9 protein-coding genes and 1 pseudogene are annotated in these 14,645 nt (G+C 69.3%); 6 read left to right on the forward strand and 4 right to left on the reverse strand.

Annotated elements, in window-relative coordinates:
- Positions 1–5: 5 nt before the first annotated feature.
- The 6 genes from QSK35_RS04935 to QSK35_RS04960 all read left to right on the forward strand — a co-directional run bounded on the left by QSK35_RS04935 (position 6) and on the right by QSK35_RS04960 (position 12,395).
- Positions 6–7,154 (forward strand): beta-ketoacyl synthase N-terminal-like domain-containing protein, encoded by a 7,149-nt coding sequence (locus QSK35_RS04935; RefSeq protein WP_285742743.1) that lies wholly within the window; start codon positions 6–8, stop codon positions 7,152–7,154.
- Positions 7,155–7,572: 418 nt separating this feature from the next.
- Positions 7,573–7,860, forward strand: coding sequence for a hypothetical protein (locus tag QSK35_RS04940; RefSeq protein ID WP_285742744.1), 288 nt, complete (start codon positions 7,573–7,575; stop codon positions 7,858–7,860).
- 291 nt (positions 7,861–8,151) lie between these two features.
- A complete protein-coding gene (locus tag QSK35_RS04945) occupies positions 8,152–9,066 on the forward strand; it encodes a LytR/AlgR family response regulator transcription factor (protein WP_285742746.1) in 915 nt (304 codons plus the stop codon).
- A gap of 68 nt (positions 9,067–9,134) precedes the next feature.
- Positions 9,135–9,485 (forward strand): DUF485 domain-containing protein, encoded by a 351-nt coding sequence (locus tag QSK35_RS04950; protein ID WP_285742748.1) that lies wholly within the window; start codon positions 9,135–9,137, stop codon positions 9,483–9,485.
- The gene (locus QSK35_RS04955; protein WP_285742749.1) at positions 9,482–11,209 is read left to right on the forward strand and encodes a sodium/solute symporter; all 1,728 of its coding nucleotides are present in this window, start codon (positions 9,482–9,484) and stop codon (positions 11,207–11,209) included. Before QSK35_RS04950 ends, QSK35_RS04955 begins: the two co-directional genes overlap by 4 nt.
- 10 nt (positions 11,210–11,219) lie before the next feature.
- Complete coding sequence (locus tag QSK35_RS04960) at positions 11,220–12,395, forward strand: sensor histidine kinase (protein ID WP_285742751.1); 1,176 nt, start codon at positions 11,220–11,222, stop codon at positions 12,393–12,395.
- A gap of 6 nt (positions 12,396–12,401) precedes the next feature.
- Here QSK35_RS04960 and QSK35_RS04965 read toward each other — a convergent pair whose 3' ends face one another.
- From QSK35_RS04965 to QSK35_RS04980, 4 genes and pseudogenes are all read right to left on the reverse strand, one after another.
- Entirely contained in the window at positions 12,402–12,752 is a 351-nt protein-coding gene (locus tag QSK35_RS04965; RefSeq protein WP_285742753.1) for an RlpA-like double-psi beta-barrel domain-containing protein, read from the reverse strand.
- A 67-nt stretch (positions 12,753–12,819) separates the two neighbouring features.
- Positions 12,820–13,056 (reverse strand): hypothetical protein, encoded by a 237-nt coding sequence (locus QSK35_RS04970; RefSeq protein WP_285742754.1) that lies wholly within the window; start codon positions 13,054–13,056, stop codon positions 12,820–12,822.
- A gap of 51 nt (positions 13,057–13,107) precedes the next feature.
- Positions 13,108–13,722 carry a maleylpyruvate isomerase N-terminal domain-containing protein gene (locus QSK35_RS04975; RefSeq protein ID WP_285742756.1) on the reverse strand — a complete coding sequence of 205 codons (615 nt, stop codon included), beginning with the start codon at positions 13,720–13,722 and terminating at the stop codon, positions 13,108–13,110.
- A gap of 74 nt (positions 13,723–13,796) precedes the next feature.
- Positions 13,797–14,153, reverse strand: a pseudogene (locus tag QSK35_RS04980) (transposase); the annotation flags it as partial.
- Positions 14,154–14,645: the final 492 nt, after the last annotated feature.

The following is a 14,645-nucleotide window of genomic DNA, read 5'->3' on the forward strand; positions in this document are numbered from 1 at the left end:
GTGACGTGTTCGAACCGATCGCGATCGTCGGGCGCGGCTGCGTGCTGCCCGACGCGGTGACGCCAGAAGCGTTCTGGCACAACGTGTCCACCGGCCGGATGAGCCTCACCGCCGTGCCCGACGGCCGGTGGCGGCTGCCGCACTGGTGGGCCATCGGCACCCCGGAGGACAGCGCCGACCGCACGTGGAGCGACATCGGCGGCTACGTGCACGGCGTCGAGTTCGCCGGCCTCGGCGACCTCGACCCGCTGTTCCAGTGGACCCTGCACAGCGCGCGCGAGGCGTTGCGTGAGGCCGGCACGACCGGCCGCACCGGGCTCGTGCTGGGCAACCTGTCGTTCCCGTCAGCGGGGCTCTCGCGGTTCGCCGAGAGCGTCTGGCTCGACCAGGAGCGGCCGGACGCGCGGAACCGGTTCTCCAGCGGCCTGCCCGCGTTGCTCACGGCGGAGATGCTGGGACTCGACGGGGCGTTCGCGCTCGACGCCGCGTGCGCGTCGAGCCTCTACGCGATCAAGCTGGCCTGCGACCGGCTGCACGACCGCACCGCGGACGTCATGCTCGCCGGTGGCGTGAGCTGCGCGGACGACCTGTTCATCCACACCGGTTTCTGCGCGCTGTCGGCGCTCAGCCCGAGCGGCCGCAGCCGTCCGCTGCACCGGCTCGCCGACGGGCTCGTGCCCGCGGAGGGCGCGGCGATGCTGACGCTGATGCGGCTGGACGACGCCGTCGCGCAGGACCGGAAGATCTTCGGTGTCATCCGCGGCATCGGCCTGTCCAACGACGGCCGCAGCGGCGGCCTGCTCGCTCCCGCCGAGGACGGGCAGGAACGCGCGATGCGGGCCGCCTACGCCGCCGCGGGCGTCGCGCCGGAGTCGGTGTCCCTTGTGGAGTGTCACGCGACCGGCACGCCGGTCGGTGACGCCATCGAAATGCACAGCATGGCAAGGGTTTTCGCGAACGCCACCGATCTGCCGATCGGGTCGGTGAAGTCGAACGTCGGCCACCTGATCACCGCGGCGGGCGCCGCGGGCGTGCTGAAGGTGCTCGGCGCGATGGCGTCGGGCATGCGGCCGGCGACGCTGTCGGCCGACGACCCGCTGCGCGCGCTGCACGGCACGCCCATGCGGGTGTTGCACGAGGCCGAGGAGTGGACCGGACCGCGGCGCGCCGGCGTGAGCGCGTTCGGGTTCGGCGGCAACAACGCGCACCTGATCATCGACGAATGGACCGGTGACAGGTGCTATGAGGGGACCCTTCATAGCGGTCAGCGCTTGGAAAGCTCCCCCCATAGCACGCGCAGCGAGGTGGCCATCGTGGCGATCGCGGCCCGTGTGGGTGACGGACGCGGAACGCACGAGTTCGAGCACGCCGTGTTGCAGGGCAGCACGGTGAACCCGCGCCGGGAGAACGTCGAGGTCGCGCTGGAGGGCCTGCGGTTCCCGCCGAAGGACCTGGAGCACGCGCTCCCGCAGCAGCTGCTGATCATGCAGGCCGCACGCGAGGTCGTGCACGGCCTGAGCCTGCCGCGCGACCGCACGATGATCCTGGCCGGCATGGGCTGCGACGCCGAGGTCGCCCGCTACGGCGCCCGGTGGCGGGTGGCGTCGTGGCTGCAGGACGAGAACCACGACGTCGCCGACAATCCCGAGGAGCTGGCACGGTTCCGCGACGCGTTCATCCCGTCGCTCACCGCGCCGGGTGTGCTCGGCACGATGCCGAACATCGTCGCGAACCGGCTCAACGCGCAACTCGACCTCGCGGGCCCGAGCTTCGCGGTGTCGGCGGAAGAGGCGTCGGGCATCGAGGCCCTGCGCGTGGCCACGCGTGCGGTCGCGACCGGCGAGGTCGACGCTGCCGTAGTCGGCGCGGTCGACCTCTCGTGTGAACCCGTGCATGCCGAGGCGTTGCGCGCACTCGGCGTCGACAAACCCGCGGGCGACGCTGCCGTCGTGCTGGTGCTCAAGCGGGTCTCCGAAGCCGAGCAGGTGCTCGCGATCATCGACGACACCACGCCGGACCTGGTCCTGAGTTCGTCCGACGTGGTCAAGCGCTTCGGCTCCGCGCACGCGGCCGAGGGGCTGCTCGGGGTCGCGACGGCCGCGGTCGCGTTGAGCCGCCGCGCCGAACTCCGAGCCGGCGAACCCGCCGGCCCGGCTCTGGCGCCGCAGTCGGCCGAGGTCGTCGTCTCGCAGCTAGGCGGTGAGCCTCACCGCGTCGGCCTTCGTGCCGGCTCTCGAAAGCCTTGGCTGGCAACGGTTCCCCCGCGCCCTTATGTCTACTCTGGACCAGATGTCGAGGGCGTGCTGGCCGCTCTGGAGGCTTCACGGGAGTCCGACACCGGACCCGCCAGGCTGGTGATCCTCGCTTCGTCGGCGGCCGAACACGCGACGCGAGCCCAGGCCGCGCGCCAGTGGCTGACGGGCCGCGGAATCCGTCCGGAGGGCGTGGCGTTCCGCGCCCGGCCGATCGGCGGCGAGCTGGGTTTCGTCTACACCAACGGATCCGCGTGCTACCCGGACATGGGCCGCGAGCTGATGCTGGCGTTCCCCGACCTGCTGGACGAGATCGCCGCGCGGTGCGGTGACCTGCCTTCGCTGGTCGGCTGGGCGTACCGCGGGGCGGCGCCGGCCACCGTGCTCGACCAGATCTGGGGCGCGTCCGTGCTCGGCCAGCTGCACACCGGGATCACGCGCGACCTGCTGGGCCTCTCGCCGTCAGCCGTGCTCGCGTACTCCTCGGGTGAGTCGACGTCGCTGGTGTCCATGGGCGTGTGGCGTGACGTGCGCTCGCTGGTCGCCGACGCGTCGGCTTCGCCGTTGTTCACCACGGAGCTCGCGGGCCCGATCACCGCGGTGCGCCGCGTGTGGGAACGGCTCGGCGTGCCCGGTTCGGCGTGGCGGAGCTACATGGTGAGCGCGCCGGTGGAGGCAGTCCGCGCGGCGCTGGCCGACGAGCCGGCCGTGCACCTGATGGCGATCAACTCGCCCGACTCGTGCGTCGTCGGCGGCGAATCCACGGCGTGCCAGCGGGTTCTGGCGGCGTTCGAGCACACGATTCCGATCGACTACGACATCGCCGTGCACGCGCCGGAGGTCGCCGAGGTGCGCTCCTCGTGGTGGGAGCTGCACCGGCGGGAGATCTTCGACGTGCCGGGGGTGCGTTTCTACTCCGGCGCTTCTGGTGTCGCTTACACGCCGTCGCCTTCGGCCTGCGCCGACGCGATCACTTCGCAGGCGCTGGACACGATCGACTTCGTCCGGGTCGTCGAGAACGCCTGGAACGACGGCGTGCGCGTGTTCGTCGAGCACGGTCCGCGCGGGCTGTGTACCGGTTGGATTCAGCGCATTCTCGGCGATCGCGAGCATGTCGCGGTCGCTCTGGACGCCACGGATGGTCTCCGTCAGCTTCTGCGGTCGGTTGCTGACCTGATGGCGGCCGGGGTGCCGGTCGACTCGTCGCGGTTCTTCGGGCATCTGGCGTCGATCGGTCCGCGGGTTGTCGACGATGGGCCGCACATGCTGTTTCCGGCGCATCGACCGCCGGTGCGGCTGCCGGAGCGGGGGCCGCGGGTGCAGGAGATGCCTCGCGCGCCTTGGTTGCCGCCGGTGCCGGCGCTCGCCGCGCCTGTTGCTCCGGCTCCGGCTCCGGCTCCGGCTCCGGTTTCGGTTCCGGTTCCGGTTCCGCAGTTCGTGGATGCCTCGCGGGCCGCGGTGATCATGGAGCAGCAGCGGGTTTTGAACGCGGCGCATGCGGAGTTCATCGCGACTCAGGCCGCGGTGCACGAGCAGTTCCTGCGGGGGCGGGAGCTCGCGGCGGCAGTGCTGCTGCGGCGGGTGGGCATCGCGCCGGCAGGCACTGCGCTGCCAGGCACCGCGCCAGCAGGCACCGCGCCAGCAGGCACCGCGCCAACAGACATCGCGCAGGCAGACATCGCGCCGGCAGGTGCCCCGCCTGCGGGTGCCGCGCCTGCGGGTGCCGACATGCTGACGCAGGCGTCCCCGTCGCTTGGGGGTCCTCCGATTTCAATTATCCCAGCTGACACCGACAGTTCCGGGGCCTCGCAGCGATCTGTGGACAACTCCCGGTCAGTCGCTCCGAAGCACGTGGACAACCGGAAGCCGGGCCCGAAGTTCGACCGCGCCCAGCTGGAACACCTGGCCGAACACCGCATCTCCGACCTGTTCGGCAAGCAGTTCGAACCCCAGGACCAGTACGCCCGCCAAACCCGCATGCCGATGTCCCCGATGCTGCTGGCCGACCGCGTCACCGGCATAGCCGCGGAACCGGCGAGAATGGGCACGGGCACCATCTGGACCGAGACCGACGTAACGAACACCGCCTGGTACCTGGACCCGACCGGCCGCATGCCCGCCGGCATCATGATCGAAGCCGGGCAGGCCGACCTGCTGCTCATCAGCTGGCTCGGCGCCGACCTCCTGAACCGGGGCGAACGGATCTACCGCCTCCTCGGCTGCGAGCTCACCTACCACGGCGAACTCCCCAAGCCCGGCGAGACGCTCGAGTACGAGATCACGATCGACGGCCACGGCGAGCATGACGGCATCAGGCTGTTCTTCTTCCACTACGACTGCTACGTCGACGGAGAACTGCGGCTCAGCGTCCGCAACGGACAGGCCGGCTTCTTCACCGACGAGGAGCTCGCGAACACCGGCGGCGTGATCTGGGACGAACCACAGATCCAAACCACAGATGTAGAACCACACACCCCGCCCGCCTGGCACACCCGCACCCCCACGCCGGGCAACATCAAGCTGTTCGACAAGGTCACCGACCTGAAGCCCAAATACATCCGCACCGAACTGCCGATCCACGAGGACGACTGGTTCTTCGAAGGGCACTTCAAGAACGACCCGTGCATGCCGGGCACGCTGATGTTCGAGGGCTGCCTGCAGTCCATGGCGCAGTACCTGATCGCCACCGGCCGCACGCACGACAAGGACGGCTGGCGCTTCGAACCCGCGCCGGGCAACACGATCCCGATGCGCTGCCGCGGTCAGGTGACACCGCAGAGCCAGAACCTGATCTACGAGGTGTTCGTCAAAGAGGAGACCGACACGTCGCTCAAGGCCGACGTGCTCTGCACGGTCGACGGCGTCAAGGCCTTCCTCGCCGAGAACGTCCAGCTCAACCTGAAACCAGACTGGCCTCTGAAGGGCCGCACCACGCCGTTCAAGTTCGACGAAGAGTCCCTCATGGCGTGCGCGTGGGGTAAGCCGAGCGACGCGTTCGGGCCGTCCTACGCGGTGTTCGACGGCGAACGGAAGTGCGCGCGCCTGCCCGGACCGCCGTACCACTTCATGACGCGCATCAAGGAAACGCGCGGCCCGCAGAACGGCATGCAGCTCAACAGCGAAGTCACCGCCGAGTACGACGTCCCCGACGAGGCCTGGTACTTCGAGGACGGGACGATGCCGTTCGGCGTGCTGATGGAGGTCGTCCTGCAGCCGTGCGGCTGGCTCGCCAGCTACGTCGGCAGCTCGCTCACCACCGAGCAGGACCTGTTGTTCCGCAACCTCGACGGCACCGGCACGGTCCACAAGACGGTGACGCCGAAGACCAGGTTCCTCACCACGAAGAGCACGATCACCCAGATCTCGCGGTCCGCCGGGATGATCATCGAGAGCTTCACCGTCGAGTGCCACGACGACCAAGGGGACCTCGTCTTCGACCTCAAGACGGTCTTCGGTTACTTCCCGCCGGAGGCGTTCGACAACCAGGTCGGGTTGCCGACCGACGAGGAACAGCTCGAGGACAACGTCCGGCACGAGATCCCGCAGACGATGCTCACGATGATCGACCGGGTCACCGGCTACTGGCCGGACGACGGCAAGGCCGGGCTCGGGCGCATTCGCAGTGAGAAGGACGTCGACCCCGACGACTGGTTCTTCAAGGCGCACTTCTTCTCCGACCCCGTGCAGCCCGGCTCGCTCGGCGTCGAGGCGATGCTGCAGCTGCTCGGGTTCCACCAGAAGCAGAGCCCGTGCATCCGCACCGGCAAGGAGATCACCTGGAAGTACCGCGGGCAGGTCACCCCCAAGAACAAGGTCATCCGCATCGAGTTGGAGCTGACCGGCGACGGCGAGGCCGAGGCGTGGCTCTGGGCCGACGACAAGCGGATCTACCACGCCACGAACCTCGCGCTCGGCAAGGTCTTCGACGCCCAGAAACAGACGTGGCTGCAGGACCACCGCCCGACCTGGACGGTGCCCGCGCTGCCGATGATGTCGACCATCGACCTGATTGCCGGTGACGCCACGGCACTGCGGGACGTCACGCTGCACCGCTGGGTCCCGCTCGACGGACCCGTCGAGATCACCACGACCCACGACAACGACCAGGTCACCCTGTTCGCCAGCGGCAAGAAGGTGGCCACGGCGCACAAGGCACCTATCGGCGAGCGGCCCGAGCCGTTCCCGAAGATCAGGGTCAGGAAGCAGCCCGACCCGTACGAGGCCGGCATCCTGTTCCACGGACCGGCGTTCCGGTATCTCACCGACCTGCGCACCGGTCCGCGCGGCGCCAGCGCCACGCTCGACGCGGGCAAAGGCTCCGTGCCGCCCGGCAGGCTCGGCCAGGGCGTCCTCGACGCGGCCACGCACGTCATTCCGCACGACGCCCACCCCGATCGAGTCGGCTTCCCGCACCGGATCACCTCGCTCGAGGTCTTCGAACCGCTGCCGGAGAGCGGCCTGCTGCAGGTCGAGGCCCGCTGGAGCGGCGACGAGCCCGTGTTCGACGTGCAGATCCAGCGCGACGGGCGCGTGCTCGCGGCGTTCCGGCTCGTCGACGTCCTGCTGCCCAAGGGGCGCCTCGGCAGCGCCCAGCCGCGTGAGCGGCGCGCTTTCCTCGAGGAACGGAAATACGCCGGCGGGCTGGGCCTTTCCACCACGGAGAACGGCCGGACCACGGTCACCGCGCAGGACGTCGAGATGTGCGACTGGCTGCCCGGAACGGTCGCCGCGGTGTACGGACTACCGCCCGGCGCGCGGGGCGTGGATCATCTCGATGAGATCGCGGTGCGGGATCATCTGGCGCGGGCGCTGAAGGTTCACCCGTGTGAAATCATGTATGAACCCGAACGAATGATGTTCGAACGTGAACAGGGGCGAGTGACTACGTACGCGAAGACCTGACGGTTCAAAAGAGGGACGACGACAGTTCTTTCGGTTACTCATAGGGCAATACATTCGGGATGCGATCTGCGACACACCGGATCGGCCCAATCTGACCGATCAGTCGTTCCACCAGGCGGTCCATTGCTGGCAGGAACCGACAAGGCGTTGGGTAAAACCGACGCTTCGTCGGTTCCGCCTATTTCCCGGACGTGCACATATCAAACCTTCCAATTGAGACACGAACCTATTGAGACGAATTGCTCCGGCGATTGACCGCCCCGCCCGGCGTCAGGCAACATCATTGCGCTGGACCGATGCGGCCGACCGCTGCCCGTTCCGCCGACAATGGTGTGTTTCACGTAGTGGAGAGAGAATTCCGCCTTTGTCCTCACCAGCCGCAGCGGTCCACCTGGTGCAGCACGATCGGGAGGCAACCGTGGACCAGGCCCTGGACGCCCTGCGTGACCGCCTGGCGGAGATCGTGGCGTCGCCGCCGGAGAACACCGAGGACCTGGTGGAGACCCTGGCCACGCTCGCCAAGCTGTCGAACCAGTGGTCCGAAGCGATCCAAGCCCTGCGCGCCCCCACCAGACGCCTCGTCGGCCCCGCGGCCGCCGCGTCGGTGAGCGTCGCCGCGCGCCGCGCCGAAGAGTCGTTCATCGAGCTCGAAATCACTCTCGGTGACGCGTTGGCCGCACAGCCACGCGTGATCCGCCAGCCCTGAGCAGGCCTCTGCACTCTGCGTAGTGCTTTCCCGATCGATCCTGTCCCTAGACACACCCGATCGGAGGTTCCCGGACGTCCTCCGGCTGGCGGATGATGCGCCCGATCAAGGTCGTCGAGATGGGGTGGAGGTGGCGACGTTGCGTGGGCACACCCCCGCTCACAGTCACCCTCCGTGACGGTACATGATCGCGTATCCATCGCTGCCGACTCACCGGGCGCGAGCGGGCCTCCCGTGGTCTAATCGCCGCCACGTGAGGGTCGGCCGTAAACAGTTTGGACTCGATCTCGAATGACCTCAGGTCTGCCCTGCCCCGTGTGCGAGGGGCCAGATCGACGTGGCAGCCTCGAGCGCTCCCTGCGGGTGCTCGCAGTTGACGACGAGGCACCCGCGTTGGAAGACCTCGTGTACCTGTTGCGCTCCGACCCGCGCATCGCCCACGTGGAAGCCGTGACCGACGCGACCAAGGCCCTGCGCGTGCTGCACCGCGCGATGGACGCCGGCCAGCCGCTCGACGCGGTCTTCCTGGACATCCGCATGCCCGGACTCGACGGCCTGGACCTGGCGCGCGTGCTCTCCCGGTTCGCGCAGCCGCCGCCCGTCGTGTTCGTGACCGCCCACCAGCAGCCCGCGGTCGAGGCGTTCGAGCTCAAGGCGCTCGACTACCTCCTCAAGCCCGTGCGGGCCGAGCGGCTCGCCGAGTCGGTGCACCGCATCGTGCACGAGGTGTGGGACAGCAAGGCCCCGGCCGAGTCGGCGCCCGCCGCGCAGCAGCAACAGCAGGGCGCGCCGCCCGAGGTCGGCGACGAGGTCATCCCGGTCGAGCTCGGCGGCGTCACGCGGTTCATCCGGCTCGCCGACATCCGGTACGTCGAGGCGCACGGCGACTACGCCCGGCTGCACACGGCGACCGGTAGCGGCCTGGTACGCGCCGCGCTCAACGGGCTCGAAGAGCGTTGGCGCTCCGCGGGTTTCGTCCGGATCCACCGCAGCCACCTGGTCTCGCTCGGGCACATCGACGAGCTGCGCCTGGAGGACGGCCACCTGAGCGTCACGATCGGCGGCGCCGTGCTGCCGGTGAGCCGCAGGCACGCCCGGCACCTGCGTCAGCTGCTCGTGCGCCGGGCCCGGCCGATCGTGCCGCCCGCCGGTCAGGGCCAGAGCGTGCCCACAGCGCCGCAGCCCCGGAACGGACTCGGTTCGTGACGAACCCGCCGTCGTCGCCGAACAGACCGGCCGAGAACAGACCAGTCCAGAGCAAACCGGTTCAGCGCGTGACGGTGACGAGTCCCCGCACCCGTGCGCCTCGCGCGCGCCGCCCGTACTCGGGCACGCGGGAGATCAACGAGCAGAGCGAGCTCGGCGCGGTGTACATGCGCACGCTGATCCGCGCGCAGCGCCGGCTCGGTCTGTTCGTCTGTCTCATCGCGTGCGGCAGCCTGATGACGCTGCCGTTGCTGTTCACGTTCACCGACGTCGGCCGGGTCAAGGTGATGGGGCTCGGCCTGCCGTGGTTCCTGCTGTGCGTCCTCGTCTTCCCGATGCTGCTGCTCGCGGGCTGGTTCTACGTGCGGCAGGCCGAGCGCAGTGAACGCGAGTTCGCGGAGCTGGTCGAACGTCCATGACGCACACCTCCGCGATCGTCGCCGTGATCACCGTCGCGCTGGGCACGATCCTGGTCGGGACCTACGGCCTGCGGGTCTCCCGGACCACTTCGGACTTCTATGTCGCGTCGCGGACGGTGTCGCCGTGGTGGAACGCCTCGGCGATCGGCGGTGAGTACCTGTCGGCGGCGTCGTTCGTCGGCATCGCGGGCCTGATCTTCGCCTACGGGCCGGACATGCTGTGGTTCCCGGTCGGCTACACGGCCGGGTATCTGGTGCTGCTGACGATGGTCGCGGCGCCGCTGCGCCGGTCCGGCGCCTACACGCTGCCGGACTTCGCCGAGGCGCGGTTCCGTTCACGTGTCGTACGCGCGGTGGCGAGCGTGCTGGCGCTGATGATCGGCTGGCTGTACCTGTTGCCGCAGTTCGAGGGCGCGGGCCTGACACTGCACACGGTCACGGGCGCGCCGGACTGGGTGGGCGCGCTGATCGTGGCGGTGGTCGTCACGGTGAACGTGATCTCCGGCGGGATGCGCAGCATCACGTTCGTGCAGGCGTTCCAGTACTGGCTCAAGCTGACCGCGATCACCGTGCCGATCGTCTTCCTGATCGGCGCGTGGCAGTCGCAGGGCGCGGAGAGCCTGACGAAGCCGGAGTTCCCCGTGTTCCGCGAGGACACCACGGTGACGTTCCCGAAGACGACCGGCGTGCACGCCGAGAAACCGGTCTTCATCAACGGTTCCGGGGTCGTCGACGGGCTGCGGATCGAGAACGCGGGGCACTTCCTGACCACGGGCGACCACGTGATCGGGGAGAACTCGCGGTTCGAGTTCCCCGCGGGCGCCGTCGTGCCGCACGTGCACGGCACGGGCCACAACACCAACGAGTCGTGGTCACTGCCGCTGTCGAGCAACTCGCCGTTCCCGCTCTACGCGGCCTACTCGCTGATCATCGCGACGTTCCTCGGCACCATGGGGCTGCCGCACGTCATCGTTCGCTTCTACACCAACCCGAACGGCCACGCGGCACGCCGCACGACGCTGATCGTGCTGGGGCTGCTGAGCGTCTTCTACCTCATGCCGCCGATGTACGGCGCGCTCGGCCGGCTCTACACCCCCGAGCTGCTGATGACCGGGCAGACCGACGCGGTGGTCCTGGTGTTGCCCAGCAAGATGATCGCCGGTTTCGGCGGCGAACTGCTGGGCGCGCTGGTCGCGGGTGGCGCGTTCGCGGCGTTCCTGTCGACGTCGTCCGGGCTGATGGTGTCGCTCGCGGGCGTGCTGTCGCAGGACGTGCTGCGGCTCGGCGGCGTGCGCGGCTTCCGGGTGTCCACCGTGCTCGCCGGGCTCGTGCCGCTGTCGATGACGTTCCTGTCGACCGGGATGCCGGTGGCGGACATGGTGGGCCTGGCGTTCGCGGTGGCGGCGTCGTCGCTGTGCCCGTTGCTGCTGCTGGGAATCTGGAGCAGTCGCATCACGACGGTCGGGGCCGTCGCGGGGATGCTCGCGGGTGGTCTGCCCGCGTTGACGGCCGGGCTGGTGACCATGTTCACCGAGACCGGCAACGCGTGGTACCAGGTCCTGCTGTCGCGCCCGGCGGCGTGGACCGTACCGCTCGGTTTCACCGTCATGTACGTCGTCTCGCTGCTGACCCCGCGCAGGGTGCCCGCCGGCGTGAACCGTGCGATGGTCAAGCTCCACGCCCCGGAGAACCTCGGACTCGAGGCGGGCGAGGACCGGAGTTGAGGTGTCAGCAATGCAGGACTTCCTGACCGCCGGGGCGATCCTGATCGTCGGCGGCGCCGCCGTACTGGTGTTGTGGCGCGGGACGCGCAACAAGCAGTCGCTGTCGACCGAGGCGCAACGCGTCACGTACGAGACGCTGCACACCGCGTGGTCCGCCGCGCCGCCGCTGCGCGCCGGTCTGGTGCCCGACGCCGCGAAGAAGTCCGCGCGGCACCTGCGCACCCTGCTGGACACGCCCGCGCTGGCGCTGACCGACGAGACCGAGGTCGTCGCGTGGGAGGGCGTGTCCGAGCACCACGCACAGGACGCCATGGCGCAGGCGGAGGACGTGTTCCTGACCGGCCGCACGCAGGCGTTCGACATCGGCTGCACCGAGCCGAACTGCCCGATCAACTGCTGCGTGGTCGCGCCGCTGACCGTCGAGGGCCGGGTCGTCGGGACGCTGGCGGCCTACTCGCGTGAGGCGTCGGCGGGCCTGGTGCGCGCGACGAACCAGGTGGCGCGCTGGGCGGCCGGTCAGCTGGAGCTGGCCGAGCTTGACCGCTCGCGCACGCGCCTGGTGGAGGCCGAGGTGCGCGCGCTGCGGGCGCAGATCTCGCCGCACTTCATCTACAACTCGTTGTCCGCCATCGCTTCTTACGTGCGGACGAACCCCGAGCGGGCGCGGACTCTGTTGCTGGACTTCGCGGACTTCACCCGCTACTCGTTCAGGCGACACGGCGACTTCACGACGTTGGCGGAAGAACTGAAGTCGATCGACCAGTACCTGGCTTTGGAACGCGCCCGGTTCGGCGAGCGGTTGAAGGTCACTTTGCAGGTGGCGCCCGAGGTGCTGCCGGTGACCGTGCCGTTCCTTTGCTTGCAGCCGTTGGTGGAAAACGCTGTCCGGCACGGCATGGAGGGCAAGGTCGAGCCGGGGCACATCCAGATCCACGCGGCGGACGGCGGCGCCGAGGCCGAGATCACCATCGAGGACGACGGCATCGGGATGGACCCCGAAAAACTTCGGCGCACCTTGGCCGGTCAGGTCGACGAGTCGGCCGGAATCGGGCTGGGCAATATCGACGAACGGCTGCGCCGCGTCTACGGCGACGAGTACGGACTCGTTGTCGAGACGGCGTGCGGCTTGGGCACGAAGATCACGGTCCGCGTGCCCAAGTACCACGCGGGCATCAACGGCATGTGATCTCCGCTAGAGGAAGCTCCAGGTGACTTTGACCCGGCCTTCGCGCGTACCGCCGATCTTGTTGAACGCGGCCGGACTGAGGTCGATGTCGCCCTTCTTGCATCCATCACACTTCTGCGTCACCGTGGCCTGCCCAGTGCCTTCGGGACCGGTGACGGTGATCTTGCTGCCGCACCCGTGTGCTTCGTAGAGCTCGTCGGGGATCGCGGCCGTGTCGTCGAGGAGGCCGGGCAGTCCCGCGCACGTGGACGGCACGAGGACGTTGAGGCCCGCGGTCCCGTCGATCGCGAAGGCAGGGGTGGCGGTCGATAACAGCAGGAGAAGCACGGCGCATAACGCGGTAGTTGTTCGTCTCATGACTAACGAGTCTGCGCTCCCGTGCAGCCCAGGTCGCCTGGCATCACCCGTTCGCGTCGCCGAGCGGTCAGGCGGCCAGCGCGTGCATCCCCGCGGGAGTCAGCTGGGCGGGCACCCACGTGCCGACCGGCCCCTCGCACTTCGGCGCGACGAGGCCCAGCGCCACCAGCAGCCGGGTCACGCTCTGGTCGCAGCAGCAGAGGTGGTCGACCCGCAGGTCGGGCTCGCAGCTACGGGTGAGTTCGGCGCGGCCGGCGGCGACAGCGCGGAGCATCGCGATGGCGCGATGGGACAGGGTTTCCATGACGACTCCCTTCCATGCGGAGAAGACGCCATCGACGATGTCCCATGACGGTTATATTCCGGCGATGTTTTCGGGTGCTCGTTCGTTGCGGCTGAGCGCCCGGATCACGTTGGTCGCACCGTGCCGCTGTATCGCGATTCGGGAGAGCAGGTCGACCACGGCCTCCACGGCGCCCGGCGGGAACTCGGGCGTCTCGACGCCGACGCTGAACGCCAGATCGTCGGCGTGCACGACAAGTTCCATCATGCGGGTGATCAGCAGGTCGTCGGTCGTCAATGAGTACGGCCCCCAGAACGGCAGCCTGGCGGGGCCGTCGCGGAACTCCAGCTCGCCGATGGCCGCCTCGACCTTTGCCGCCAGGTCCTCGGGACCGTTCGCGGCTATGCGTTCGCCGCCTTCGCGGATGCCGGTGTTGAACTGTGAGTCGAGCGGTTCGCCGATCCACTGCGCTCGGTTGTAGTGCTCGAGCAGCGGGATCGTCTCTTCGGCGGGGACGGTTTTCAGGGCGTCCGGGAGTACGAGGACCTGAAACGCCAGGTGACCGGCGAGCCCGCTGACCCGGAACTCGGGCAGTGCGCTGGGTTTGTGCCAGTTCGCTTTCACAGCCGGGTTACGAAGGAGAGCTGCGGCGCCGCGGGCCACGGAAACGAAGTCGTCTCTGATCACTTGTTCAGTGTGCCAAGTGAAATCGGCCCGGCCGGCATGACTCCACCGACCGGGCCGAAGACTCGGGTAAATCAGCTGGCAGCCTTGGCCGCCCGACGGTCAGCAGCGTCCAGCACAGCGCGAATCCAGTCGACCTCGTCGGCACCGGTGGCGCCCTCCATGGCAGCGCGACGCAGCCGCACCCACAGCCCGAGGTCGGTCCACTCCTGGAACCGCCGGTGCACGGTCGGCACAGTCACCCCGAAGGACGCGGGCAAGTGCCGCCACGCACAACCGGACGAGAGCACGAAGACGATCGCGGTGAAGACGGCGCGGTTGCACACACGGCCGCGGCCGCCGCCCTGGCGGCGGACCTTGGCCGGCGGGATGAGCGGCTCGACGACCGCCCACAGCGACGGCGGCACCAGGCGGGCCGACAGCTGCTCGATCACGTCACCACGGCCACCGTCGCAGCTGTGCTCGGGCCACGCACCGGGGCGCATCCACGAGTCCTGGCGCGGCGTGCTGCAGTCGGCGTTCCGTGTGTCCTGGCGGGCGGACTCGGCACGCTGACGCGAACGCAGCAGGGTGGCCAGTGCGGTGTCCTCGGCCGTGGTGCGGCGCTGCGGGACGCCGGCGTACGCGGACTGCTGCTGCGCGTGCCGGGCGATCTCGGCGCCGACGGTCCGGCGGAACGAGGGGGAACCCGCGAGGCGCGGGTCGACGGGGGCGCCGTAGCGCTGGGGGACCTGACCGGATGCGTGCGGCCCGGCCGGCACATGCCTCGGGGGAAGCGGCCGTTGCGGCGCTTGGCGTGGCGGTACCTGCCGCGCGAGGCGTGGGTCGGGGGTGCGAGCTGCGAACTGTGACTCGGTCATTTGGGGTCCTCCGCCAGGACTTCTACCGTTCAGGTGACTGCGATCACAGTAGGAAGCGTCCGGAGA

The organism is Lentzea sp. NBRC 105346 (assembly GCF_030269605.1).
Lineage (GTDB): Bacteria > Actinomycetota > Actinomycetes > Mycobacteriales > Pseudonocardiaceae > Lentzea.

Excerpts from the sequence above, each read along its gene's own strand:
- QSK35_RS04945 (WP_285742746.1), top strand. The coding sequence starts at position 8,152 with ATGACCTCAGGTCTGCCCTGCCCCGTGTGCGAGGGGCCAGATCGACGT.
- QSK35_RS04955 (WP_285742749.1), top strand. The coding sequence starts at position 9,482 with ATGACGCACACCTCCGCGATCGTCGCCGTGATCACCGTCGCGCTGGGC.
- QSK35_RS04960 (WP_285742751.1), top strand. The coding sequence starts at position 11,220 with ATGCAGGACTTCCTGACCGCCGGGGCGATCCTGATCGTCGGCGGCGCC.
- QSK35_RS04965 (WP_285742753.1), bottom strand. The coding sequence starts at position 12,752 with ATGAGACGAACAACTACCGCGTTATGCGCCGTGCTTCTCCTGCTGTTA.
- QSK35_RS04970 (WP_285742754.1), bottom strand. The coding sequence starts at position 13,056 with ATGGAAACCCTGTCCCATCGCGCCATCGCGATGCTCCGCGCTGTCGCC.